Below are 22,562 nucleotides of genomic sequence, written 5' to 3' on the forward strand. Positions count from 1 at the left end.
CAGGTCAAAGATTGCGCGCTGTCGGCGTACGACCAATCGGCAAACGACCACGGGTCGCCGCCAGGCGAGCCGAGCAAAGAGCGCGCCAGGCGCGGGTGCCATAGCTTGCGACGAGATCGTTCCCCGTCTCCTTCCAGAGCGATGACGTGGGATCCAGCCCTAGCATTCGTACGAAATTTTCGTCGCCAACGACGATCTGCTTTGCGAACGGGAATAGAAAGCGCTCGCCACCTTGGCGGCAGAAAGAGCGGGCGTCAGCATAAGTTGAAAACCAGCTGTTGAGCAGGAATTGACAACGAAGATCGTACCAGAGGCCGCCGAGGTCGTCGGATAGTTGGGCTCGCCCCTCAAGCACACGGCGAGCGTGCGCCCAATCTTGAAATCCAAGTTCCGTGGAAACGATATTCAGGGCGTGCGCAAGCTTCCAGGACACTGGCAAAGCCCAACGTCGCTTCCTCGAGATCCAGCGCGCATAGAACATCGCATCTGGTACTTGATTGGCCAGATCATTCAGGCGGACTCGCGCGCGGATCTTGACTTCGCGCAGGAGTTCGCTCGCGGCGACTTGAGACGACGCAAGTGCAATTTCTTTTGATGGAGATAAAGGCACAACAACCCTCCGTAGAGACTTCGGCCTTCCCGCTGTGGCCGAACAAAGGGTCGAGTCATTGTCGTAACCCCGATGCCATTCGAAGCATCTATCGCAACGGGAAACGAACTATTGAAGGGTGAGAGCCTCTTGCGCGGGAAGGCGCCCCTTCGGCACCTTCATGAACTGTAAAGCCGATTTGGAAACAGTGCAAGTTCGTAGCCGAGAGCCCGCTGCTTCGCTGCCGCTCCGCGACGCACCTCCGGAACTGAAGTTGGGTCGCCCGGATTCCTGATCCGGTTGACTGCACTTTCTTGGCTGTCCCTCGCGGGCGAATGAAAGTCTCGCGCGGCTCGCACCGCTAGTATCCTGGATGCGCGGGTACGCGGCGCGGCACTGGTTGATCGCCGTCGCCAGGTCGATCGTCTGATCACTTCATCTGCGCAAATCTTCGCAGGCCTTGGGTTCGAACTGTCCGATCTCTGCGCCACCGTCGCCAATTTCCGCACGCGCGTTCACGGAAAGCGAGCATCAGAACGTGTAGAGCAGCTGAAAAGCAGCCCATTTGTCAGAATGAAATCCGACCCTCTCGCTAAGTCTTTGAAAAGACTGGAGCGGGTGAAGGGAATCGAACCCTCGTATTCAGCTTGGAAGTCTCGAAATACTGTAGTGTTTCTAAAGGCTGTTCCGCAGCGCTAGTCCTGCACTTCGAACTTGAAGGCATAGCGCTCCAACGCTGCGCGCAGAGCCTGGGTGCCTTCGCCGGCGCGGACGCGCACGACCTGTCCCAGCCGGGGACTGCGTTCGAATGCCAAGTCGACGATGGTTGCACCCACATTCTGCGCCTCGAGGCGAACAGCGGCCTCGATCTCGCGTTGCTGAAGGGCCGGTTTGAAGATCTTGCCGATCCCGGTGACCGGCAGCGACGGCATGATCTTTACGAGCTTTGGGATCGCCGCCCGCTCGGGAACATGGGCCGCGGCGAAATCCATCAGTTCCTGCTCGCTGACGGCAACGCCGGGTTTGGGTTGCACATAGGCGACAGGGACCTCGCCGGCATAAGCGTCGGGGCTGCCGACGGCAGCCGCCATCGCCACTGCCGGGTGTTTAGATAGCGCATCCTCGATCAGCTTCGGATCGATGTTGTGCCCGCCCCTGATGATCAGCTCCTTGCGCCGGCCGGCCAGCCAGAAATAGCCCAAACCATCCTGTCGCCCGAGATCGCCGGTGTTGAGCCAGCGCGAGCCTTCAATATCGATCCAGAGATCCGCGTTCTGCTGCGGATCGAGATAGCCTGCGAACACGTTGGGCCCGGTGATGGCGCAGCGCCGCAGATTGCGTATTCAAGGCTGGAGATGTCGTTGTCGCCGATCGGCGCCTCCAGCAGGGCGGCACACATCGTCGGCACACCCGAGAACGTCGCAATGTGGTAGTGCGCCGCGATCTCCCAGAAGCGCGCGATCAGGTTCTTGCCGCGGTAGCCTTCGGGCGTGGCGAGCAGCACGTGATGACCGTGCATCCACGGCAACAGGCCGGTGGCGAGCTGCGCGTTGACGTGAAACAGCGGCAGGCCGCAGAAATAGGTCCGCGGCTCCTCGCGCTCGCCGAACACTTGGGCCGCGGCCCAGGCATCGAATATCTCGTTGCCATGCGTTCGCACCGCGATTTTCGGCGCGCCTGTCGTGCCACCGGTGCAGAAATAGGACGAGACGGAATGTTCCGTGATCGTCCGCGGCGCGACGAGGCGATCAGCCGGCTGGAGACGCGACCAGCGAATGCGCCGAGGCCGTGGTGATGATGCGGCCCCAGCCTCGTTGCTTCATGCCAGGAGTAACGGCACGGATCGCATGGAATGCGGAGGAGAGGTTGATTGCGATGACTGCGTCCCACTTTTCGACCGGAAAATCTTCGATTGGCGAGACATGCTGGATGCCGGCATTGTTGACGAGCACGTCCACGCGGCCAAACGACCTCTCGGCAAACGAGATCATGTTGGCGATTTCCATTGGCTCGCCCATATTTGCGGGCGAATAGATAGCCTTCACCCCGAAATCGTTCTCGATTGCAGTCTGCGTTTTTTCGACATCTGCCGGTGCCCCAATCCCGTTGAGCACGACGTTGGCGCCAGCACCTGCGAATGCCCGCGCACACGCGAGACCGATGCCGCTCGTCGAGCCGGTCACAACTGCGACTTTACCCTTCAGAATAGCCATTTCGCCTTTCCTTATTGATCTGTGACGGTCTTGCGGCTCGACGCCGAGGTGCTTCTGGACCCGCGCAGCCGATGGCGGTCGTCCATTATGTGACTAGAGTTCGCTCGTAGCTCCGGACCGGGCGTCGAACCGGCTGTTGCAGATAGTCGTGAACGACCTTGCCCAGCCCCAGGGTAAGGTCTGCGCGGATGTGGATCGCTGACACGATCTCGAGAACCGGCAAATCGGCCACAGGAGCAAGAGCGTGAGGCGTCAAGGAGAGAGCCGCGGGCCCGGTCCACGCTCCTTTCAAGGCAACTTGTTCAAGGTGATATTCGACAAGCTCACAGATCCGCGGGCTGCCGTCGACGTGCGGAATGATCTTGAGAAGGAAATTCGGTTCCTCGAGAGCGGCCTTGACCTGCGCCAGGTCGGCTTCGCGGTGCTTGTATCCCATCGTGCCGGTTGCTACCCGCAACGGACCGTAATCGAGAGTGCCGATGAGGGTGTCGACCTCGATTTGCAACGTTGGCTGGGCGAGCTTTTTTGGAAAACCCCAGAGCTCCCGGCCGCCGGCGATCGGACCTTCATCGTTCAGGAACATGCAGTGGGTGTAGCCGCCCCTGCGACCACGGAACGATACCGGGATGACCTGGCCGCTCTCGGTGTAGTCGCCAAAACCACTGGAATCCGGCATGCGGATGAATTCGTATTTGACCAGCGCCTCGCGTTCGTCAAATTCGAGCGGAGCCGGAACGACCGATCGCAGCTTCGCCGGATCGGTGCGATAGGTGATGATCAGGTATTCACGGTCGACGAACCGATACGGTCCCGGGGGATAGGCCGGATTGGTGAGCGGCATCGCGAACGCCCGCCTCACCACTTCATTCTCGTGCATTGAATTCTCCTGTGACTGGAATGAGCGGCTTGGCCTACTCGCGACCATCCTGCTCAAGATCGAAGGTGGAGACGCCGTCCGCATTGGTCGGGCGGGCCAGTACCTCGGGATGACGAAGGGTGCGTAACGCATCGTGATAACCGGCGCGCCAATGATCCTGCATCGAGAGGCGGGAAAACTCGTAGTCCTTGGAGTGGCCTTCGTAGTCCCGCGCGCGATAGATCAGGTGGACGAGGCTGTGCACGTTGTGAGAGGCAGCCGTCCTGAGCAGCCTGACGTCCTCTTGCTCGCGCAGATCTTCGGGCAGCCTGCTCAAGAGAGCTGCCAGATCTCGCTGCAACCGATGCAGGCTCTTGAACTGGTCTGTGCTCGCTCGCGTGCGGCTCGAGTATTGAATCTCCTTTTGACGCGTAACGACGTCGGCCATATTGCGCGGAATCTGGCCGCGCGCGCTCCAAAGATCGACCTGAAACACAAGCGTGTCCTGACGGGCGCCACACTCGATCACCCACTGCAACGGAGTGTTGGATACGAGGCCGCCATCCCAATAGTGTTCGCCATCGATTTCGACCGCCGGAAAGCCCGGCGGCAGCGCCCCACTCGCCAGGATGTGCTCGGGCCGAATCGTATGCGTAGCAGTGTCGAAATAGACCAGATTGCCGCTCCTCACATTGACGGCACCTGCGCTGAACCGCGTCATACCGGCGTTGATACGATCGAAATCGACGAGGCGCTCCAGTGTCGTCTTTAACGCAGCCGTGTCGTAGATGCTCGTGGCGGCAAGCGTTCCACCCGCTTGCAGCCATGGCGCCAGTGGCCGCGCAGAAAAGAATCCGCTCGCGCCAAACATCGCCGCGAAGCTCGCATTCACCTGATTGAGAAAATTGCGGGTGTGATCGCTATTCATCAGATCGGTGAACGGCGCGTCCAGCGTCACCTGCGTCCAGAACTCGCGAAGCCGGTCAACGCGGGAATTGGGCGGATTGCCCGCGATAATTGCAGCGTTAATCGCCCCAATCGAAATGCCGGCAATCCAATCCGGATGGATGTCGGCTTCGGCCAAGGCCTCGTAGACGCCCCCCTGGTAAGCTCCCAGAGCGCCGCCGCCCTGTAAGAGCAACGCTATGCAATCGAACGGCGGACGCCGGTCGACGGTCGTGAGGTGTGGTCGAGGCTGAAAGTTCATGGTTCGTGTGCTCTTGGTTTGCGGTTGCTCAAGCCCCGCGTTCTGTCAGGATCGCGTTCGTCGTCCGGTTATCAGAATATACCGTATAGTTTATTTATTGTCGCGTCAAGCGGGCGCATTCACAAGCTCGTGCTGCAACTGATTGAGTCACGTTCGCTCGACGTTGTTATCGACTGCCCAACCGGTTCGGCACGCTGGCGCAACGCCAAATTCTGCTTCGACGTCACGCCACTTTGGTGAACGAACCGGTCTTTGTTACGAGCACCAGCGAAGCCCACGCGCTTACGATATCAACCGCAGTGTTCGTCGGATGAGGTCCGCCCTGCCCGATCCTCGTGTTGGCTAGTTGCAGACCAGAACGCGTCGGTGGCGACTGTAGGCGTAGTAGCAGTCGCTATCGGAATAATTGCCATCGTTCGAGCTGCCATAGGCATAGCCGGCATAGGCTCCAGCGGCATAGGCTGCACCATAACCGTATCGCCGCCCGCCATAGCCATGGCTGAAGCTTCCGGAACGGCTGTCGCCGACCAATGCAGAGCGCGCCTGGACCGAGCGTGCAACCGCGGGTCCGTCACGACCGTCGGCGCGGACGCCGCCAAGCGCCCTCAGATCGCCGCGAGGACCAGCGCCGGCGCCCAACCGCGGAGCCGGACCGCCAAGGCCGGCATGGCCCGCACCGCCGGGCCCCATGGGAGGTGGACTTGCGAATGCGGGAGGACCGCCGGCCGCGATCGGCGGAGGACCGCCCGGCCCCATGGGAGGCGGACCGGGGAATTGCGCAAACACCGCGGTCGGCGCCAACGAAATCGTTGCGAGCGTCACGCTGACGGACAGCGTCAAGAGTGTCTTCCTGGACATGATAGTCTCCGTTCTAGATTTGCGTTTCAAGGACCGGCACCGGCGCGGCTGGCGCGAGCGTCGGGTTCGACGAATGGGTGTCGTGCGCCGGTTCAACGGCCTCTTGCACCTGCCCGCCATCGTCGTGATCAGGGTGGATCCGGAACCACGCCACATAGAGCGCCGGCAGGAACAGGAGCGTCAGCAGCGTGCCGACGATGATGCCACCCATCATCGCGTAAGCCATCGGGCCCCAGAAAATCTCGCGCGCGATCGGAATCAGTGCGAGACTTGCGGCGGCTGCTGTCAGCAGGATCGGCCGCATGCGATGCTCGGTCGCTTCCACGACGGCATCCCAGGCCGGGCGCCCCTCCTTCCTCAGATCCTCAATCTGCACGATCAGGATCACTGAGTTCCGGACCAGAATGCCAATCAGGGCCAGCACACCCAGGATGGCAACGAAGCCGAGAGGTGCGCCGCTCGGCAGCAGGGCCATCACGACGCCGATCACGGCAAGCGGCGCGACTGCAAACACCAGGAACAAGCGGTGGAAGCTCTGCAACTGAATCATCAGGACGGTCGCCATGACGAAGAGCATGAGCGGAACCACGGCCACGATCGGCGACTGGCTCTTGGCGCTTTCCTCCACGGAGCCGCCGATCGCCACCGAATAACCCGCCGGCAGTTCCTTGCCGAACTCCGCCACCTTCGGCGCCAACTGGTCCATGATTGTCTTCGGCTGGACGTTGGTGACGATGCCGGCCTTCAGCGTGATCGTGGGAATCCGCGCGCGGCGCCAGATCGTCGGCTGCTCGATTTCGTAGCGCAGATTCGCCACGGCCCCGAGCGGCACCGACTGCCCGCCCTGCCCGGTCAACTGCAGATCCCGGAGCGTATCGATCGAGCCGCGATCGACCGCAGTAGCGCGTCCCGTGACATTGACGAGATAGATGCTGTCGCGAACCTGTGTGATCGGGGTGCCCTCGAGCACCGAGTTCACTGCGGTGGCGATGTCTTCCGACGTCACGCCGAGCTGGCGCGCCTTGTCCTGGAGAACGTCGACCTTGACGACACGCGCAGGCTCCATCCAGTCGAACACGACATTGCCGAGACCGGGGTTGCTCCGGACGATGCCAGCGAGTGCCTGCGAAAGATCCCTGACCTTCGCGATATCTGGCCCGCTTACGCGGTATTGCACGGGACGTCCCACGGGCGGGCCGACCTCGAGCAACTTGACGTAGGTGTCGGTGCCTGGAAACGTCTTCCGCAGATATTCCTCGAATTGCGCCTTGACGAGGTCGCGCGCCTTGATGCCGCCCTTGGTCACGACCACTTGCTGGCCAAACCATGCATTGGCCGTCTGCACGTCGAACGACAGCACAAACCGCGGCGCGCCGGTGCCGACATACGTCGACCAATGCTCCACGGAGCCATTGCCCTGCAGCTGTTCGCGCTCGAAGCGCGCCATCTGCGCATTGGTGTCTGCAATCGAGGCATTTTGCGGCAGATTCCAGTCGATCACCAGCTCGTCACGGTCCGACGAGGGAAAGAACTGCTGCTGCACGAACGTCATGCCGAACAACGCGACAAAGAAGGCTGCAACCGTCACGCCGACCGTGATCCAGCGGTGATGCATGCAGATGAGCAGCAGGCGGGCGAACATCTGCGCCAGCCGGCCCTTCTCCCCGTGGTGCCCCTTCATCTTTGCGGGCAGAATGGTGACGCCGAGCAGCGGGGTGAACAGCACCGCGACGATCCACGACACGATCAGGGAGACCGCAATCACCACGAACAGGGTGAAGGTAAATTCACCGGCATTGCTGCTGTTCAGCCCAATCGGGATGAAGCCCGCGACGGTGACCAGCGTGCCCGTCAGCATGGGAAAAGCGGTCGACGTATAGACGTGGGTCGCCGCCTTTTCGAGGGGATCTCCGACCTCCAGTCGGGCCACCATCATTTCGACGGCAATCATGGCGTCATCGACCAGAAGACCGAGCGCGATGATCAGTGCGCCCAGCGAAATCCTCTGCAATGAAATGCCGGCATAGTTCATCACCACGAAGGTAATGGCGAGAACCAGCGGGATCGCAATTGCGACGACAAGCCCGGCGCGCATGCCCAAGCTGAGAAAGCTGATGGCGAGAACAATAACCACGGCCTCAAACAGCGCTTCGGTGAAGCCCGACACCGCATGCTCGACGACAACAGGCTGATCGGCGACCAGGTGAACGCCGACGCCGATCGGCAAGTCGGCAATGACCTTCGTCATTTGCTCTTTCAGCGCCTCGCCGAAGTGAAGCAGGTTTGCGCCGGCCTTCATGCCGATGGCGAGCCCGATTGCAGGCTGGCCGTTGTACCTGAACAAGGTCTTGGCCGGATCGGCATAACCGCGTGTGATGGTTGCAACATCAGTCAGCGGAAAGAAGCGGTCGTTGATCCGAAGATTGACCGTGTTCAGGCTTGCCTCCGACGTGAACCGACCGTTGACCCGCACGCTGATCCGCTCGGGCCCGTCCTGGAAGACGCCGGACGGCGCGACCGCGTTTTGTCCCTGCAAAGAGGCCATGATCGAATGGACGTCGAGGCCAAGGGCCGCGATCTTCCGGGTGGAGAATTCGAGGAAAATCACCTCGTCCTGTGTACCCAGAATGTCGACCTTGCCCACATCCGGCACGGTCAGGACCTTGGCGCGGATCCCCTCGACCTCGTCGCGCAGCTGACGCCGCGTCAAGCCGTCGCTGGTGAAGGCATAGATGTTGCCGAACACGTCGCCGAAGCGATCGTTGAAGCCCGGTCCGATCACGCCTTGCGGGAATTCACCCTTGATATCGGCGATCATGTTGCGGACGCGGACCCAGGTCGGCTTGACATCGGCCGCCTTTGTCGTGTCGCGCAGATAGACGAAGACGGTGGTCTGGCCCGCAACCGTCACGCTCTTGGTGTAGTCGAGCGACTCCAGCTCCTCGAGCTTCTTTTCGATCCGGTCGGTGACCTGGCGCGTCATCTCTTCGGGCGATGCGCCCGGCCACTGTGCCTGGATCACCATGGTCTTGATGGTAAAGTCGGGATCTTCCTGACGACCAAGCTGAAGATAGGCAAAGAGGCCTGCTGCCATGAAGGCGATCATGAAGTACCAGACGAGCGAACGGTGGCGGAGCGCCCAGTCGGAAAGGTTGAACGACGTCATGGCTTCTGATCCTGTTCGATACGGACGTGTTGTCCTGGCTTAAGGCTGTGGATTCCGGCGGTCACGATGCGCGCGCCAGGGGCAAGCCCACCGGCGACGCGGGCACCTGCGGGGTCCTCGGCAAGATCGACCTTTTGCAGCGAGACGGTGCCCGCCGGCTGATCGACGACCCAGACGAAATTCGCGCCATCCTTGGCGAGCACCGCCGAGGCGGGAACGCGCAATGTTGGAGTTTGCGCTTGGCTGAGCTTCGCCGTAACGGTCGTGCCCAAGCGGAAGCTTTCAGGCGGATTGTTCAGGGCGACGCGGACTCGCCGCAGGCGCGTCACGGGGTCTGCCTGCGGAGCGATCTCGCGAACCTTGCCTTCGACCTGGACGGCGGGGAGCAACTGCAAGCCGACGGTGAACGGCAAGCCAATTTCTAGCGGCACCGGGAAATCCTCCCCGATATCGACCACCGCCTCCCGGATGTCGGGCCTCGCAACGGTTACGACATTCTGGCCGGGGGAGACCACCTGTCCGACTTCTGCGCCCACCGCAGTGACGACACCGGCGAAATCGGCCTTGAGCTGGGCATAGCCCCGTTGCTCGATGGCCTTGATCAAGTTCGCCTGTGCGTGCGCGACCGAGGCGGCGGCGCCGGCTCGCGCCTGCTCGGCGTTGTCCAGCGTTTGCTTTGTGGTGGCGTCGGTTGTGATGAGGGTTCGCTGCCGCTCCTCCGTCGCCTTGGCAGTCGCCAGCAGCGCCTCGGCCTTGCTGAGCTCAGCCTTCGCCGAGCGCACCGCAAGCTCCAGAGCCATGGAATCGATGACACCGACCGTTTGTCCTTCGCTGACGACGTCACCAACGGAGACGGGACGCCCGGTCAGACGTCCCAGGACGCGAAACGCGAGATTGGTCTTGTACTGCGGCTCAACAACGCCAACGGCGACGATGCCGTCCGGGCGGCTCGGCTCCAGGACCATCGACAGCACCGGTCGCACAGGCTCCGGCACTTTCGCATCCTGCTGACATCCAGCCAGCGCGAGCGCTGATACAAACGTGCCGGTTGCAATCATGGCGCGCCTCTTCATGACGGGTCTCCCTCATATGTTACGGCCTGGCCATTGCTCAGCAGCTTGCCGCCATCGATCACGACGCGCTCGCCCGGCTTGAGTCCGGCCTTGATCAGCACTTCACGGGCTTCATAACCGCCGATCGTCACCGGCTTGAGCGCAGCCGTTTTGGTCGCCGGATCGACGGTCCAAACCGCGGGCTTCGATCCCGCGGCCGCCAATGCGCTCCAGGGCAACGCGATCTGCTGCTCGGCTTTCGCTTTGACGGTTCCCGCAACGGCGCTTCCAAGCGTCATCCCTGCCGATGGATCCTGAATGGCAACCTTGACGCGGATGGTCGCGCTCCTCGCGTCAATCGCGGGCGAGACTTCCCTGACATGCCCGCTCGCCGTCACGCTTGCGTCGGAGACAAGCGCCAGCGACACGCGGCTATCATCGAGGTCACCAAAGAAGAGGGATTCGTAGATGTCAAACACGGCATCGCGCTCCCCGTCCTGCGCCAGAGAGAAAACGGACTGCGCGGCCTGTACGACCTGGCCGACTTCCAAATTGCGCGCGGTGACCACACCAGCCGCTTCCGCGCGCAGTGCGGTATGGCCAAGGGCGTCTTTCGACATTCCCAGCTCCGCCTTTGCTGCTTCAAGCGCACCTTCTGCGGTTCGCAATCCTTCCTGCGCCTGATCGTAGACCGTCCGCGTGGTAAAACCGCTTACGATCAGCGCCTTCTGCCGTTCAAAGGTGACCTTGGCCACACGCAGCTGAGATTCTGCGGCCAGCACCGCCGCGGTCGCGGCGTCGACGTCGGCCTGCTGCTCCGCTGGATCGAGCAGAGCCAGGACTTCGCCAGCCTGGACGTGGGCGCCGACATCGACATAGCGTGCAAGCACACGTCCGCTGACGCGGAAAGAGAGGTCGGCGTGGAAACGGGCCTGGACTTCGCCGGTCAGCGTGACGGAGGCTTGCCGGTCGCGCGGCTGCACGATCTCCGTGCGCACCATCGCAGCGTGCGTGACGGGAGCGGCGGATTGATCATTGCAGCCACTCAATGCAATTGCGACAAGCGCGGCCGCCAGGATGCCGGGGCCCCTCAGCTTGCGTTTGCGGGCAGCTTGATCGGTTTCGCTGTGGTTCGTAGCGTGATGGGTCATAGCAGGTCCATGCGGTGGCGAGGTGACAACAACGCGCCCAGCGCATCCGCCGCTGGACGGGCAGACACGAGTTCGGCTCCGTGAGCCGGATGCAGATCCGGTCGCGTTGCAACGGGGTGGCTGTCCCGATCGGGGCAGTTCGCTTCTGTGCGAAGCGCCGAGGCATCGGATGCGCCGACGTTTGACCGGCGCGGCGACCGCATGATGCGACGCTTCACCGTTGCCCCGTTCGCCTGCCGCTCACGCGTTGACAGCGGAAACGACAGAACGACGGACGTGAATTCGTCACCAAAGCCGTGCTCGACACGGCCGCCGAGACCCTTGGCAAGATCATTGCTGAGCCGCAGTCCGCGCCCCGCGGCGCTCCGTGACGGCCGCGATCCATTGTCCAGGACGACGCAGTTCACCAGCCCGCCGATTCGTGTCAGCTTGATCTTGATTTCTCCGGTCCGCGCCTCGAAGCACGCATGCGTCGCTGCATTGGTCACGAGCGCGTGGACGATCAATCCGAGCTGCCGGCATCGCTCGGGTTGGAGCGGAAGAGATTCGGTGACGATTGCCAGCCGGATGTTCATCCGATCCAGCAACGAACGGCGCATGGCGCAGCCCATCATGCGGATGTAGGTCGCGGCGTCGATCAGCGCCTTGCCCTGGGGCACTGCAAGCGCCTGTTGCACATCGGCATAGCCATGCAACAACTCGACGACATCGCCTAAGGCGCGCTTGGCCTCCGCGCCCTCGACCCGGACGGCCGCGGCCGAGACCAAGTTGATCGCCGAGGCGAGCCCACCATTGATCCGGTGATTCAATTCGCGCAGCAGGATGCCCTGCTCCACTATTGGCGAATCCGGGCTGCACACAGTCACGACGATCTCCTCAGGTTGCGCCGGACAGGTGGCGACCGAACGCGCAGTTGCGGTCGGCCGGTCATCCGGATCAGCTGGGGCAGGCAGGGCCATTAAAGGTCGCCTGCGCGAAGCTAAATTACACTATACCGTATATTTTCTTTTCATTGCATTTCCGGCCAGCGCATGTCAAGTGGAAACCAGACATGCAAAAACTCGTGATGAGGAAATCGTGATGGCGAAGAGCAAGAGCCCGAAACGCGGCAGACCGCCCAAGGACCTGGCAGGCGACGTCCAGGCGCGGATTCTCGATGCAGCCCAGCAGCTCTTTCTCGAGAAAGGGTTTCGGAGTGCCAGCATCGACGACATCTCCGAGTTGGCCCCTGCGAGCAAGCCGACCATCTATGCGCATTTCCCCGGCAAGGAGGCGCTGTTCGTGGCTGTGGTGGCGCGGACCATCAACGGATTGACGGATTTCGAGGGGTTCACGCCGGCCGGCCGCACCATCCAGGAAAAGCTCGCCAATCTCGGCATCGAGATCGTGGAGAGATTTGTCGAGGACACGCTAGACCTCACGCGCGCAACGATCGCCGAGGCGCGACGATTTCCCGAGTTGAGCCGGAATGTTCACGACGCGGCGCGCGACCGCGCGGCTGGGGCAGTTTCGCAGCTCTTGAACGAGGCGACGCAGAGGGTCGCGCGCTCAGCCAAAGGACCTTTCAGCGCAAAGCGGAGCGTTGCGACCGCTCAAATGTTCATGGATCTCATTCTGCTTCCGATGCTGATGAGATCCCTGATGGGTGAGGAACTGAAGGATCTCAAAAAAGAGCTGCCGACGTTCCTGCACGAGCGGGTCAATTTCTTTCTCGCGGCTTGTGAGGCCGACTGGAGGCCGTGAACCAGCCGAAGGCCCCGCCGCTATCCTTGCGCCACGGCTTTGGGACGCAAGTCGGCGGCCAGGTCGACTGCCACGCGCGGTCCATGACGCAGGGCGCCCGCGCAGAAATTCATCAGCTCGTCGAATGTGGGCCGAACGGCAGCGGCATTGATCCGCGATGGATTGAGATACCCCTCCATCGCTTCAAGCAGACAACAGGTCATTGCCATTGCACATCCCGGTCGTAGCTCGCCGCTCGCCTGTCCGGCAGCGATGGTCGCGCGCACAAGCCCCCGGATCCGGTCTGCATAAGACAAAGCGGTCGCCCAGTTCTCGCGTACCGCGGCGGCGACCAATTCGTGTTGTTTGCTGTCGTGCTCCAGCCGATGTTGGTGCAGCTGCGAGATCGTCCTCAAAGCAGCCGTTAGACGCTCGAGGGCGGAGTCGCCTCGAGCCGCAAGCGTTGCAGCCGCGGACACGCGATCGAGCAGATCCGCCACGACCGTCTCTTCAATCGCCTGCCTCGAAGGAAAGAACCGGTAAACGTTAGCGGGCGACATCGACGCGCCGCGAGCGATATCGGCGACGGTGGTCTTCCTGAAACCGATCTCGCGGTGCAATCGGATCGCTGCTTGGACGATTCGCCGACGGATGCACGACGATCCAACTTGGCGCATCCACTCCTGCATCGCTTGTCACCTCAGCGAGATGCGATCGAATGCAATTCACGCCGGCAGGTTTCGCCGAAGTGACGCAAGGGATCCATCTCCTCCATGAGCTCCGGCAAATCGACCAGTTCGGGGTTCGGCGAAAGGTAGGTTTCGACGATCAGGCGACCTGCGCGCTCTGCGGCCTGAACCACCTCATCGCTAGAGAGAATCCTCATCCGCCCGACAAGCGCGTACAGATTGACCAGTTGCGGAATCTCGGACCTGTCGCTGATGAGCGCCTCGGCATAGAGACGGGAGGCTTCCTCGATGAAACTCCGATAGAGCCGCTCGCGCTTGGCGATCGACCGGGCATCATGCCGCTCGCGAAGCTTGCGGCGCCGGGTCACCCATCCCGTCACGATCGTGGAGATTGCTCCGAATGCCGAGCCTCCAAATGCGGCGAAGGCGGGTGCATAAATCGTGTTCATGCGATCAGTCCTCATCTCTTGCGCCGCGGCGGGGCGCCCCAATACTCCTGACCGAAGCAGCTTCTGCAGCGCGGTCAAAGACGGCTCTGCAAGCATCGCTCAGGGCTGACTCTCTTTGCCGGAGACAGGCCTCCACATTCGCAGCGTCGGGGATGTAGCTAAAGCACAGCCGGAAAGCGTCAGGCGCGCATGCGGCCCTCTGTTCGGGAGTGCCGCGATTCTCCTGCGCAAAGGCAGTCGCGTTGCCGAGCGATGCCGCCAGCATGACAATGAATGTGTACTTGAACATACAGAATCCCTTCTTCTGTTGAGGCATCGCGCTTTCGAACGGGAAACGCAGCGTCATGCTCCGATTCCCCGCCCGGCGAACTGCCTGAACACGAGCTTGTGAGTCTTCGCTCTTGACACATCCCGGGGTTCGGGATGTATATGAACTATACGGTTTAGTGTATTTACGAGGTTGAGAATGTCAACACTTTTGTGGTCGCTCGCGAAGGAAAATCCATGGCCCGGGCTCGCGCTCGCATCTCTGAACCTGGTGGTGGCTCTGTCCCTCGTGGCCCTGAGCCTGCTGCTGGGCGTCACGATGGCGTTGCTTGCCGGGCTGCACGCGTTCGCCGGCGAGCGATCCTGGATCGCGCCGAGGGGACTTCAGCGCGGGAGCCCGGCACCGTGAGCAGAGCATCCGCTTTGTCGATGCGTGCGCGCAGCTCAGTCGAGGCTCACGCTCCCGTGCTGGGCTATTTTCTGTGGGTCGGCGGAGCGTTGCTCGTGCTGCTCTTTGCAGCCAATTCCCTGCTGCCGGCGCCCGCGCCAAACAAGCTCATCGAATCGCACTCCACGCTCCCGCCGATCCGGATCGCCTCCGAGCTGAAGGGACCGGAAGCAGTTATCATCGATACCAGCCAGCCCGGTTTCCCGCGCATTCTCCCGGACAGGGAGATTGTTGCAGTCCCCTCGCCGCTCACCTCGGATGTGGCCGATGCCGTACGACAGCCGCCCGCGTTATTATCCGAGCAAGCCGATGCGGGTGACGGTAGCCCCGCAATCCCGACCCATGTCCGCGAAACGTTGGCGCAGTTAGATCCGGCAGTTTCCGATCAAGCCGACTCAGGCACGAGGCCAGTCGGACATGCCTCGGAACCACAACGCAATTTCGCACAGACTCGGTCCGGGAAGCGGCGGCGACCTGGTCGGCATTCGAATTTCGATACCACACTCGAACGGTGCGCTTCACTGAGCCAAGGTTCGTGTCGATAGGCCCGTCGTGGACCCTCGCACACCCATAAGACCACCGATCAGTTTTTCGCGGACATCCACGGGATTTACCTCATGTCGAAGAAGCGATTGTTAGCGATTATCGTTTTGTCCGCCACGTTTGCTGCTACGGGCACGAGAGCCGACGTCACCCACACACCTTTGGACACAACAAATAGAGGCGTAGCCGCGCAAGGCGATGCCGATGAGGCAGCGATACGTCGCCTGCTCGCGCAATTTCGCACGATAAAAATACCACTCAGTCAGGCGGTAGCGATCGCCGAGCATTTACATGACGGTTCAAGGACCACAGATGTCAGTTTTGAGATTTCCGGTCCGGCCATTTATCGCGTGCGGACGGTAGGCAATGAACGACTTTGGGAAAATGTCATAGATGCGAACACCGGACGCGTGACCGAAAAGGAAATTTCGTCATCGCTGAAGGAGCTCGACCGAGAGGATCTGGGCAAAATCATTGCCCTGAAGTCAGTTGAACAAGAGCTGTCGGACGCCGTACGCATTGCCGAGAAGGCTGCAGCGGGAAGCGCTCTCGCCGGAGGTCTGGTGAAGCAGGATGGCAAACTCAACTTCGTGGTCGTCGTCGCCAGTGGTGATCGCTTGAAGGAGGTCATGCTCGAACCGCCCAGAGTCGGTAAGGAAAAGTCAGCTCGCCAATAGGCGACGCACGTTTGGATCGATGACCCAGATCGCTGTTACCGCAATCCGATGATTCAGAGATCACAGGCCCGACGGCGAACATCGGCAATCGAGGCAACCACAAACAAAGCTTATCGCCGACGTTTGTCACAAGAAAGAACGACTTGTAGTAGAGTATGAAAACACTAGCGAATTTGCATAGGGCTTCAGCCGTGAGACGTGTCGAATTGTCAGAATGGCGCCAGATGGAAGCTTTAGAATCCTGGCTAAGTCATTGAATTCGCGAATGGAGCGGGTGAAGGGAATCGAACCCTCGTATTCAGCTTGGAAGGCTGCTGCTCTACCATTGAGCTACACCCGCATCGAGCGATCACCTAACACGGCCGGACGGCCGTCTCAACTGCCTCGGCGGGTGTCCTTGTGCGCCGGCAAACGCGAATATGTTCGCGCAATCCGGCCGGTTCCTGGCCGGGATGGGGCGGACGGCGGCCTTAACAGCGGCAGATTCGCCACCTATATTGCTGGTCCCACCAACAAAGAAAGGAGGTGATCTAGTGTCTTGTCTCAAGCGCTGTCACCTCGCTGGGATCGCCCGCTAGGCTCTGAGTAATCAGCCTGGCATCGGGGCGTTCTCAGCCCTGACCAGCGAGACAACAAATCCGGAGGCGCGGCGGAAGCGATTCCGCCGCGCCTTTTTTGGCTGTTCGGGCCGCGCGATTCGCCGCCGCCATGCCGCCGGCGGGATACCTTGTCGCAGCACAAAAACCGGCCGGTCCGCTACACATGAAATGTCGGCGTGGCCGGCTTTGGGCCGTCCTTGGGCCTGCCGCAACAGAAATGAGGAGCTCACGAGATGCTTTATGCCATCCTGGCCTATCACGTCGAAGCCGAGGTCAAGTCGTGGAGCGCCGATGAGGACGCAGCCGTCATGGCGGGTCTGCGCGAGGTCCGTCAACGGTTGAAGGGGCGGCTCGGCCCGGCTGCACGGCTCGGCGAGACCCGCAACGCCAGCACCCTGCGCGGGCCCGGCCACGGCATCGTGATCGACGGCCCGTTCTCGGAGACCAAGGAGCAGCTGCTGGGCTTCTACGTGATCGATTGCGCCGATGAAGCCGAGGCGATCGCCGCGGCGCGCGACCTGCGCAGCGTCAACCCGTCGGCGGTCTACGAGATCCGCGCGCTGAAGCGCTACACCCCCGGCGCACCGTTTCCGGAAACCGCGGGCCCAAGCGACGCGTAGAGATCGCGCCCGGAGAGCCGCTCAACGGCTGGAGCGTTTCGGCAATTTCGGCAGCTTGCTCGGATCGAACTTCGGCAGCGGCAGATCCGGCGGCGGCTCGGGTGTCACCTCGTGGCTCGGCATCAGCGTCACCTCGAAGGCGAGATCGGGCACGGCATCAGCCCTGCCCTTGCAGGTCGCGATCGCGCCGCTGAAGATACCCTCGAGCCGCACCACGAGATCGTCGGTGCCGAACACGGTCGCATGTCCCTCGGAGTGCCGCTTGGCCGTGAGAACGGCGGAGAAGCGCTCGCCGTCGACCTCATAGGTGCCGCTGTAGAGCATGATGGCATCGCTGCCCCACAGCCTGCCATCGGCCACGTGCACGATGCCGGTACCGTCGGCGAGCGACGTTCGGAACCATGCCGCATAGGTGCCGTTCTTGAGCATGGAGCCTGTCTCCATTCGCTCCGTTTCACCGCAACGATCTGGGCACCGTTGCGTTAACAGGCGGTGAAGGAACCTGGAGTGAAGGAACTTGGCCCTGCGCTCATTGGCCGCCGTCGATCTGCCGTCCCATGATCGCGATCGCCTTCTGATAGACCCCTGCCGCGTTCCACGCCTCGATCGCCGCGAAATTGGGTTCTCCGGGCTGATAGCCGGCGCCGGCGCGCCAGCCATTGGCGCGCAGGAAGTTCGCCGTCGAGCTCAGCGCGTTGGCGGCGACGTCGAGATTGCCGGTGCCATAGGCGAGGACGTTCTTCGGCATGAACTGGGTCTGGCCGATTTCGCCATGCATCGAGCCGCGCGTGCTGCCGGATAGACTGCCGCGGTCGATCAGCTTCAGCGCGGCATAGAGCTGGTCGGTGAAGAACTCGGGACGGCGGCAGTCATAGGCAAGCGTCGCGATCGACGACAGCATGTTCTGGTTGCCGCGCTGGCTGCCGAAGCCGCTCTCCATGCCCCAGATCGCGATCAGCGGTCCCGGCGGCACGCCATAGCGCTGCTGGATCGAGGCGAACAGCGCCGCCTGCGACTGCTTCAGCGAACGGCCGCGCGCCACGATGGTCGCAGACCCACGCTTGGCCATGAACTGCTCGAGCGACAGGCCAAAACTGCGCTGGCCGCGATCGGCGGCGATCGTCGCACTGGCGTAATGTGCCTGCATCAACGCGTCGATCGCGGTGGCGCCGACGCCCTTGGCCCTCGCCTCGCCGGCAAACTGCTCCTTCCAGGCTTCGAATCCGCCGGGCCCGTTGCCGCACTGCGCCGCGTTGGCTTCTGCGCCCAGCGTTGCAACCATCACGACGATGGCGAGCGCCGACGTCGCAATCTGCCAGCCCCTGATCATCCGAAACCTCCTCCGAAAAATGTGCCGCCGCCCCTCGCGGGTGCGGCGCTGACGATGGCCTGATGTAGATGACCCGGCGATGAACGATCCGCCTCAGATTCGGCCGCGGACCGTCACGATAGGTCGCCGGCAGCGGATTGGCCATCCCGGCCTGATCAGGCAGGCCGGGACATTTGGCCCCTGCGTCCGTGTCGGCGGACTGACGGAGTTCAGCGGCTGCGCCCGGTGCGGCCCCGCAACACGGCGCTTGACATTGACGTTAATGGGAAGGTGCTAGGCCGACCCCCGACAGGAGATCGCGATGCGGATTCAGGAGGCGGCACACCATCTTGGCGTGAGTGCACGGGCGCTTCGGCATTATGAGTCGGCTGGCCTGATCGTGCCGCGCCGGAATTCGAACGGCTATCGAAGCTACTCTGTGTTGGAGATCGAACGGGCTGCGTGGGTGAGAGACCTCATCGCCGCGGGCTTCTCGACCCGCGAGCTCCGCAATCTTCTGACCGCGCTTGAAGACGGCCGGCGCGGCGCGCGCGTGAACTGCTCCGCCGTGATGCAGGAGAAGCTCGACCAGATCGATCGAGCGATCGCGGCGCTGCGCAAGCGGCGGCGCGCCTTGTCGCGTCGTCTGGCTGAACCGGATGGCGGTCGCAGCAACAACACGAGAACATCAGGACCTGGCGATGAAGATACTCAATATCCTGGCGAGACGTTACCTGCCGCTCGAGGGCCTGGACGAGGCCGTGGCCTTCCACGAAGCCCTGATCGGCCAGCCGGCGCGGCTTCGCTTCGACTATCCCGAATATGATCTCAGGCTGGCGCAGGTCGCCTCGATTCTGTTCATTGCAGGGACGGAACGGAGCCTGAAGCCGTTCACGGCGACGCATCTGACGTTTCTGGTCGATGACATCGACGCATTCGCCGCGCGTCTCCCCGGCGTCGGCGCCAAGATACTCGAGGCCCCCAAGCCGGTCCCGACCGGCCGCAACATGCTGGTGCTGCATCCGGACCAGACCCGCGTCGAATATGTCGAGCATCGCGACAAGCATCCCGCCGATGTATTGCCTTGAGCACGTCAGCAGACGGCGGTGATGCGGCAGCGCCAGCTCGCGAAATTGCCGTACGCGATGCTGCGTTCTACGGCACCTCGCCTCGCCGCAGCGGGCCGACGGTCTGCGGGCGGTTGAGGAAGAACTCGCGGTTGCCAAGCGCGGCCTCCGCATACTGGTCGATCGCCACGATGATCGCCTGCACGTGGTGAAAGCACCAGCCTTCCCGCGTCGCCATGTGCCGGACCTCGGCCAGCGCCTTGATCCAGGGCGCATGATCATCGCTGTCGTGGAAATACCGAAGCGGCTCTCTCATCTTTCCTCCGGCAGATCACGTCCTCCAGCTCGGCGCGCTTGCGCGACAGCAAAAGCTGCGCCGATGCACTATCGCGTCCGGCCTGCCTGAGCCGGTTCACGGATGCGTCGAGCTCGCGCAACTCGGCGCGCAGCCGCTGCATCCTGCGTGCGTCATCACCCACGCGCTTCGCCGGCGACGAGCTCTCGCTTCGCCGCGCGAAGAAAGATCGGTGTCGCGGCACGGCGGCGCGGAGCAACGCTCGCATGCACGATGATCGGCTCGCGGTCGCCCAGCATGCCCCGCTCCTCGACCAGACGGCTCATCACGAGGCGCATCTTCAGGAGGTCCCCGGCCACGAAGGCGCAGTCCTCATCCCGGTTGATCTGCTGTCGCATGATGGCCTCGGCCTCGAGCATGCTGACGCGCAGCGCCCTGATCTGCCTGCGAATTTCGCTGATACGGTTGTCCATGGCGGCCTCCTATTCACGGTGGAGGGCAATTAGAACAAAACAAGAACATACAGTCAAGCGGCGGAGCCTGCCTGTCATGGATTTTTGTCATCGAAGTCCGTGCCCGGTTCCTGCCGCGGGAACCAGGAGGATCAACGTGAGGATGTTCGATGAAGCGAGATCAGAGAGCCACGACGAACGCGGAAGCCGGGATCACAGCGAACGCGCGCAAGCCTTCGCAGTGAAGCCGCGACAGACCGCCACAGCGGGCCGCCTCTTCACTTCGGCCTCCTCTTGCGAGGATCGGGTCGTCAGCGTTTCCTCAGCGCTCCGGCCATCCGTCACAGACAAACGGTCGACACAAGACTGTGGAACAATTCGCCCTTGGAACTTGTCTACTCAAATAGACAAATTAAAATGGGGTCGATTCTGTTTCGATCATTGCGCAGTACATGACGAAGTCTTCCAAACTGGTTGCCGCGAAGCGCGGCAAGGTCCTTCTGGTCCGACGTCGATCTGACGGGCTGTGGATGTTCCCCGGCGGACGCAGGCGTGCGCGCGAGACCGGCAAGGACTGCCTGAAGCGTGAGATCAAGGAAGAGCTGCCGAAGCTCAAGCTCGGCAGGCTCAGCCTGTGGAAGGAAGTGACGGCCAAGAACAAGCGTTCCGGCCGCAGGATGAGCGATGCGATCTTCATCGCCAAGAACGCCAAGGGAAGGCTCGCGATCGGCGACAAGAAGGAGATCGACCGCGCCGCCTGGCAGAAGCCGCGCGGACTTCGCCTGACGCCGACCTCGCGCTACATCCGCGATCGGCTGTTTCCAAGGAAGCAGCAGCGTCGGAGATAGACGGCGGGATACCTGCTGCCCGCGGAAAAGCACAGATTTCGGCTTTGGCATTTGGCGGCTGCGCAGGCACGCCTTGCTGATTTGTTGAGCTTCACCCACCACCGACGCGTGCTAGGAATGACGTGATCCGTCCGGACCGGACCACGACATCAGCCGGAATTGCGTCAGAATGGGCTTCCCCTCCAACCGCCAGAGGCGGCTGTTCAGAATCGTTTCCGCGCGTTGGCAGCGCCGGGCTATCTTCCTGCTGGGCGGCATTGCGGTCGGCGCGGCGGCCGTCGCGCTCGCCCAGCTCGCGGATCTGGCGCAGGTCGCCTTCTCCGCACTGGTGTCGCATGTCCGGTATGCCTCGCTGGTGCTGACGCCCGCAGGTTTCGCGCTCTCGGTCTACCTGACCAATCGCTTCTTTCAGAACGCGCAGGGAAGCGGCATCCCGCAGGCCATTGCCGCGCGCCATCTGACCGACCAGACCGCGCGCGAAAGTCTGGTTTCGCTGCGCATTGCCGCCGGCAAGATTCTGCTGACCCTGTTCGGCCTGCTGTGCGGCGCATCGGTCGGGCGCGAGGGACCGACGGTGCAGATCGGCGCGTCGATCATGTTTGCGCTCGGCCGCTTCTCGCCCCGGCGTCAACCGGGCTTGATCCTCGCCGGTGCGGCCGCGGGCGTCGCGGCTGCCTTCAACACCCCGCTGGCCGGGATCGTATTCGGCATCGAGGAGATGAGCCGCGCCTTCGAGACGCGAACCTCCAGCCTGATCATCGGCGCGGTGATCGCCGCGGGCCTGACGTCGCTCGCTCTGATGGGCAACTACACCTATTTCGGCACCAGCGCGACGGCCCTGCGCAACGGCGCCGACTGGCTCGCGGTCCCGCTCTGCGGCGTGGCCGGAGGTCTGGCGGGCGGCCTGTTCAGCCGCATCCTGATCGCAATGGCGCGCGGATTTGCCAATCCGGTCGGACGCGCGATCAAGCGCTATCCGGTTGGCTTTGCGGCGATCTGCGGATTTGCGGCGGCGATTTGCGGAGTTGCTTCCGACGGCGCGATCTACGGCACGGGATATCAGCAGGTCAAATCCGCGCTGGAAGCCGGGTCACAATTGCCCGCGAGCTTCAGCGTCTGGAAATTCCTCGCCACCACATTTGCCTCGATCAGCGGCATGCCGGGCGGCATCTTCGCGCCCTCGCTCGCGGTCGGCGCCGGGCTCGGCTCCAACATCGCGCCACTGTTTCACGGCGCGCCGCTTGCGGCCATCATGCTGCTCGGCATGGTTTCATATTTCGCCGGCGTGGTTCAGGCGCCGATTACGGCCTTCGTGATCGTCACCGAGATGACCGACAATCACGCGATGGTGGTGCCGCTGATGGCCGCGGCCCTGATCGCGCATGCGAGTTCGCGCCTGATCTGTAAGGAGGGCGTCTATCACGCCCTCGCCAAGGGATTCATCGATCGGGCTGCGCCGGCGCAGGCGACGACACCGGCCTGAGA

Annotated in this window: 23 protein-coding genes, 1 tRNA gene and 2 pseudogenes; 8 read left to right on the forward strand and 18 right to left on the reverse strand. The window is 62.4% G+C overall.

Going from position 1 to position 22,562, the window contains the following annotated elements:
- Positions 1 to 4: 4 nt before the first annotated feature.
- The 11 genes and pseudogenes from AAFG13_RS09285 to AAFG13_RS09335 form a co-directional block, all read right to left on the reverse strand.
- Complete coding sequence (locus AAFG13_RS09285) at positions 5 to 610, reverse strand: hypothetical protein (RefSeq protein ID WP_342711825.1); 606 nt, start codon at positions 608 to 610, stop codon at positions 5 to 7.
- A gap of 674 nt (positions 611 to 1,284) precedes the next feature.
- Positions 1,285 to 1,893, reverse strand: coding sequence for a hypothetical protein (locus tag AAFG13_RS09290; protein ID WP_342711826.1), 609 nt, complete (start codon positions 1,891 to 1,893; stop codon positions 1,285 to 1,287).
- 50 nt (positions 1,894 to 1,943) lie between these two features.
- Positions 1,944 to 2,366: pseudogene (locus AAFG13_RS09295) on the reverse strand (AMP-binding protein); the annotation flags it as partial.
- A pseudogene (locus AAFG13_RS09300) lies at positions 2,347 to 2,802 on the reverse strand (SDR family NAD(P)-dependent oxidoreductase); the annotation flags it as partial. The pseudogenes AAFG13_RS09295 and AAFG13_RS09300, both read right to left, overlap by 20 nt.
- An 85-nt stretch (positions 2,803 to 2,887) precedes the next feature.
- Positions 2,888 to 3,679, reverse strand: a complete 792-nt coding sequence (locus AAFG13_RS09305) for an acetoacetate decarboxylase (protein ID WP_342711827.1) — start codon at positions 3,677 to 3,679, stop codon at positions 2,888 to 2,890.
- Positions 3,680 to 3,713: 34 nt separating this feature from the next.
- Entirely contained in the window at positions 3,714 to 4,865 is a 1,152-nt protein-coding gene (locus tag AAFG13_RS09310) for a DUF3734 domain-containing protein (protein WP_342711828.1), read from the reverse strand.
- Between the two features lie 342 nt (positions 4,866 to 5,207).
- Positions 5,208 to 5,723: a hypothetical protein gene (locus AAFG13_RS09315; protein ID WP_342711829.1), complete on the reverse strand. Its 516-nt coding sequence runs from the start codon at positions 5,721 to 5,723 to the stop codon at positions 5,208 to 5,210.
- 13 nt (positions 5,724 to 5,736) lie between these two features.
- The gene (locus tag AAFG13_RS09320) at positions 5,737 to 8,889 is read right to left on the reverse strand and encodes an efflux RND transporter permease subunit (protein WP_342711830.1); all 3,153 of its coding nucleotides are present in this window, start codon (positions 8,887 to 8,889) and stop codon (positions 5,737 to 5,739) included.
- A complete protein-coding gene (locus AAFG13_RS09325; protein WP_342711831.1) occupies positions 8,886 to 9,962 on the reverse strand; it encodes an efflux RND transporter periplasmic adaptor subunit in 1,077 nt (358 codons plus the stop codon). Before AAFG13_RS09325 ends, AAFG13_RS09320 begins: the two co-directional genes overlap by 4 nt.
- A complete protein-coding gene (locus tag AAFG13_RS09330; RefSeq protein WP_342711832.1) occupies positions 9,959 to 11,092 on the reverse strand; it encodes an efflux RND transporter periplasmic adaptor subunit in 1,134 nt (377 codons plus the stop codon). The genes AAFG13_RS09325 and AAFG13_RS09330 overlap by 4 nt, the downstream gene beginning before the upstream one ends.
- On the reverse strand, positions 11,089 to 11,928 hold the full coding sequence (locus AAFG13_RS09335) for a sensor histidine kinase (protein ID WP_342711833.1): 840 nt from the start codon (positions 11,926 to 11,928) through the stop codon (positions 11,089 to 11,091). The genes AAFG13_RS09330 and AAFG13_RS09335 overlap by 4 nt, the downstream gene beginning before the upstream one ends.
- Before the next feature lie 58 nt (positions 11,929 to 11,986).
- On the opposite strand from AAFG13_RS09335, the gene AAFG13_RS09340 reads away from it, so the two are divergent.
- Positions 11,987 to 12,835, forward strand: coding sequence for a helix-turn-helix domain-containing protein (locus AAFG13_RS09340; protein WP_342711834.1), 849 nt, complete (start codon positions 11,987 to 11,989; stop codon positions 12,833 to 12,835).
- Between the two features lie 20 nt (positions 12,836 to 12,855).
- Here the strand turns inward: AAFG13_RS09340 and AAFG13_RS09345 are convergent, their stop codons facing one another.
- Both AAFG13_RS09345 and AAFG13_RS09350 read right to left on the reverse strand, forming a co-directional pair.
- Complete coding sequence (locus AAFG13_RS09345; RefSeq protein ID WP_342711835.1) at positions 12,856 to 13,503, reverse strand: TetR/AcrR family transcriptional regulator; 648 nt, start codon at positions 13,501 to 13,503, stop codon at positions 12,856 to 12,858.
- Positions 13,504 to 13,514: 11 nt separating this feature from the next.
- On the reverse strand, positions 13,515 to 14,030 hold the full coding sequence (locus AAFG13_RS09350) for a hypothetical protein (protein ID WP_342711836.1): 516 nt from the start codon (positions 14,028 to 14,030) through the stop codon (positions 13,515 to 13,517).
- A 388-nt stretch (positions 14,031 to 14,418) separates the two neighbouring features.
- Here AAFG13_RS09350 and AAFG13_RS09355 point away from each other — a divergent pair, with 388 nt between their 5' ends.
- The 3 genes from AAFG13_RS09355 to AAFG13_RS09365 all read left to right on the forward strand — a co-directional run bounded on the left by AAFG13_RS09355 (position 14,419) and on the right by AAFG13_RS09365 (position 15,887).
- A complete protein-coding gene (locus AAFG13_RS09355; RefSeq protein WP_342711837.1) occupies positions 14,419 to 14,628 on the forward strand; it encodes a hypothetical protein in 210 nt (69 codons plus the stop codon).
- Positions 14,625 to 15,212: a hypothetical protein gene (locus tag AAFG13_RS09360; protein ID WP_342711838.1), complete on the forward strand. Its 588-nt coding sequence runs from the start codon at positions 14,625 to 14,627 to the stop codon at positions 15,210 to 15,212. Before AAFG13_RS09355 ends, AAFG13_RS09360 begins: the two co-directional genes overlap by 4 nt.
- 72 nt (positions 15,213 to 15,284) lie before the next feature.
- Entirely contained in the window at positions 15,285 to 15,887 is a 603-nt protein-coding gene (locus AAFG13_RS09365) for a PepSY domain-containing protein (RefSeq protein ID WP_342711839.1), read from the forward strand.
- Between the two features lie 266 nt (positions 15,888 to 16,153).
- On the opposite strand, the gene AAFG13_RS09370 is transcribed toward AAFG13_RS09365, so the two are convergent.
- Positions 16,154 to 16,227: transfer RNA gene (locus tag AAFG13_RS09370), tRNA-Gly, on the reverse strand.
- A gap of 492 nt (positions 16,228 to 16,719) precedes the next feature.
- Here AAFG13_RS09370 and AAFG13_RS09375 point away from each other — a divergent pair.
- Complete coding sequence (locus AAFG13_RS09375) at positions 16,720 to 17,106, forward strand: YciI family protein (protein ID WP_212309740.1); 387 nt, start codon at positions 16,720 to 16,722, stop codon at positions 17,104 to 17,106.
- 21 nt (positions 17,107 to 17,127) lie between these two features.
- Here the strand turns inward: AAFG13_RS09375 and AAFG13_RS09380 are convergent, their stop codons facing one another.
- Both AAFG13_RS09380 and AAFG13_RS09385 read right to left on the reverse strand, forming a co-directional pair.
- Positions 17,128 to 17,535 (reverse strand): hypothetical protein, encoded by a 408-nt coding sequence (locus AAFG13_RS09380; RefSeq protein ID WP_342711841.1) that lies wholly within the window; start codon positions 17,533 to 17,535, stop codon positions 17,128 to 17,130.
- 100 nt (positions 17,536 to 17,635) lie between these two features.
- Positions 17,636 to 18,436, reverse strand: a complete 801-nt coding sequence (locus AAFG13_RS09385; RefSeq protein ID WP_342711842.1) for a lytic murein transglycosylase — start codon at positions 18,434 to 18,436, stop codon at positions 17,636 to 17,638.
- Between the two features lie 680 nt (positions 18,437 to 19,116).
- On the opposite strand from AAFG13_RS09385, the gene AAFG13_RS09390 reads away from it, so the two are divergent.
- Positions 19,117 to 19,503 carry a VOC family protein gene (locus AAFG13_RS09390; protein ID WP_342711843.1) on the forward strand — a complete coding sequence of 129 codons (387 nt, stop codon included), beginning with the start codon at positions 19,117 to 19,119 and terminating at the stop codon, positions 19,501 to 19,503.
- Between the two features lie 67 nt (positions 19,504 to 19,570).
- On the opposite strand, the gene AAFG13_RS09395 is transcribed toward AAFG13_RS09390, so the two are convergent.
- Together AAFG13_RS09395 and AAFG13_RS09400 are read right to left on the reverse strand one after the other, a co-directional pair.
- A complete protein-coding gene (locus AAFG13_RS09395; RefSeq protein WP_021081740.1) occupies positions 19,571 to 19,798 on the reverse strand; it encodes a hypothetical protein in 228 nt (75 codons plus the stop codon).
- A gap of 155 nt (positions 19,799 to 19,953) precedes the next feature.
- On the reverse strand, positions 19,954 to 20,250 hold the full coding sequence (locus AAFG13_RS09400; protein WP_342711844.1) for a hypothetical protein: 297 nt from the start codon (positions 20,248 to 20,250) through the stop codon (positions 19,954 to 19,956).
- 431 nt (positions 20,251 to 20,681) lie between these two features.
- Between AAFG13_RS09400 and AAFG13_RS09405 the strand changes: the two genes are divergently transcribed.
- A complete protein-coding gene (locus AAFG13_RS09405; protein ID WP_212309746.1) occupies positions 20,682 to 21,077 on the forward strand; it encodes an NUDIX hydrolase in 396 nt (131 codons plus the stop codon).
- Positions 21,078 to 21,246: 169 nt separating this feature from the next.
- Positions 21,247 to 22,560 carry a chloride channel protein gene (locus AAFG13_RS09410; protein WP_342711845.1) on the forward strand — a complete coding sequence of 438 codons (1,314 nt, stop codon included), beginning with the start codon at positions 21,247 to 21,249 and terminating at the stop codon, positions 22,558 to 22,560.
- The last annotated feature ends 2 nt before the right edge of the window (positions 22,561 to 22,562 follow it).

It is taken from the genome of Bradyrhizobium sp. B124 (assembly GCF_038967635.1).
GTDB lineage: Bacteria > Pseudomonadota > Alphaproteobacteria > Rhizobiales > Xanthobacteraceae > Bradyrhizobium.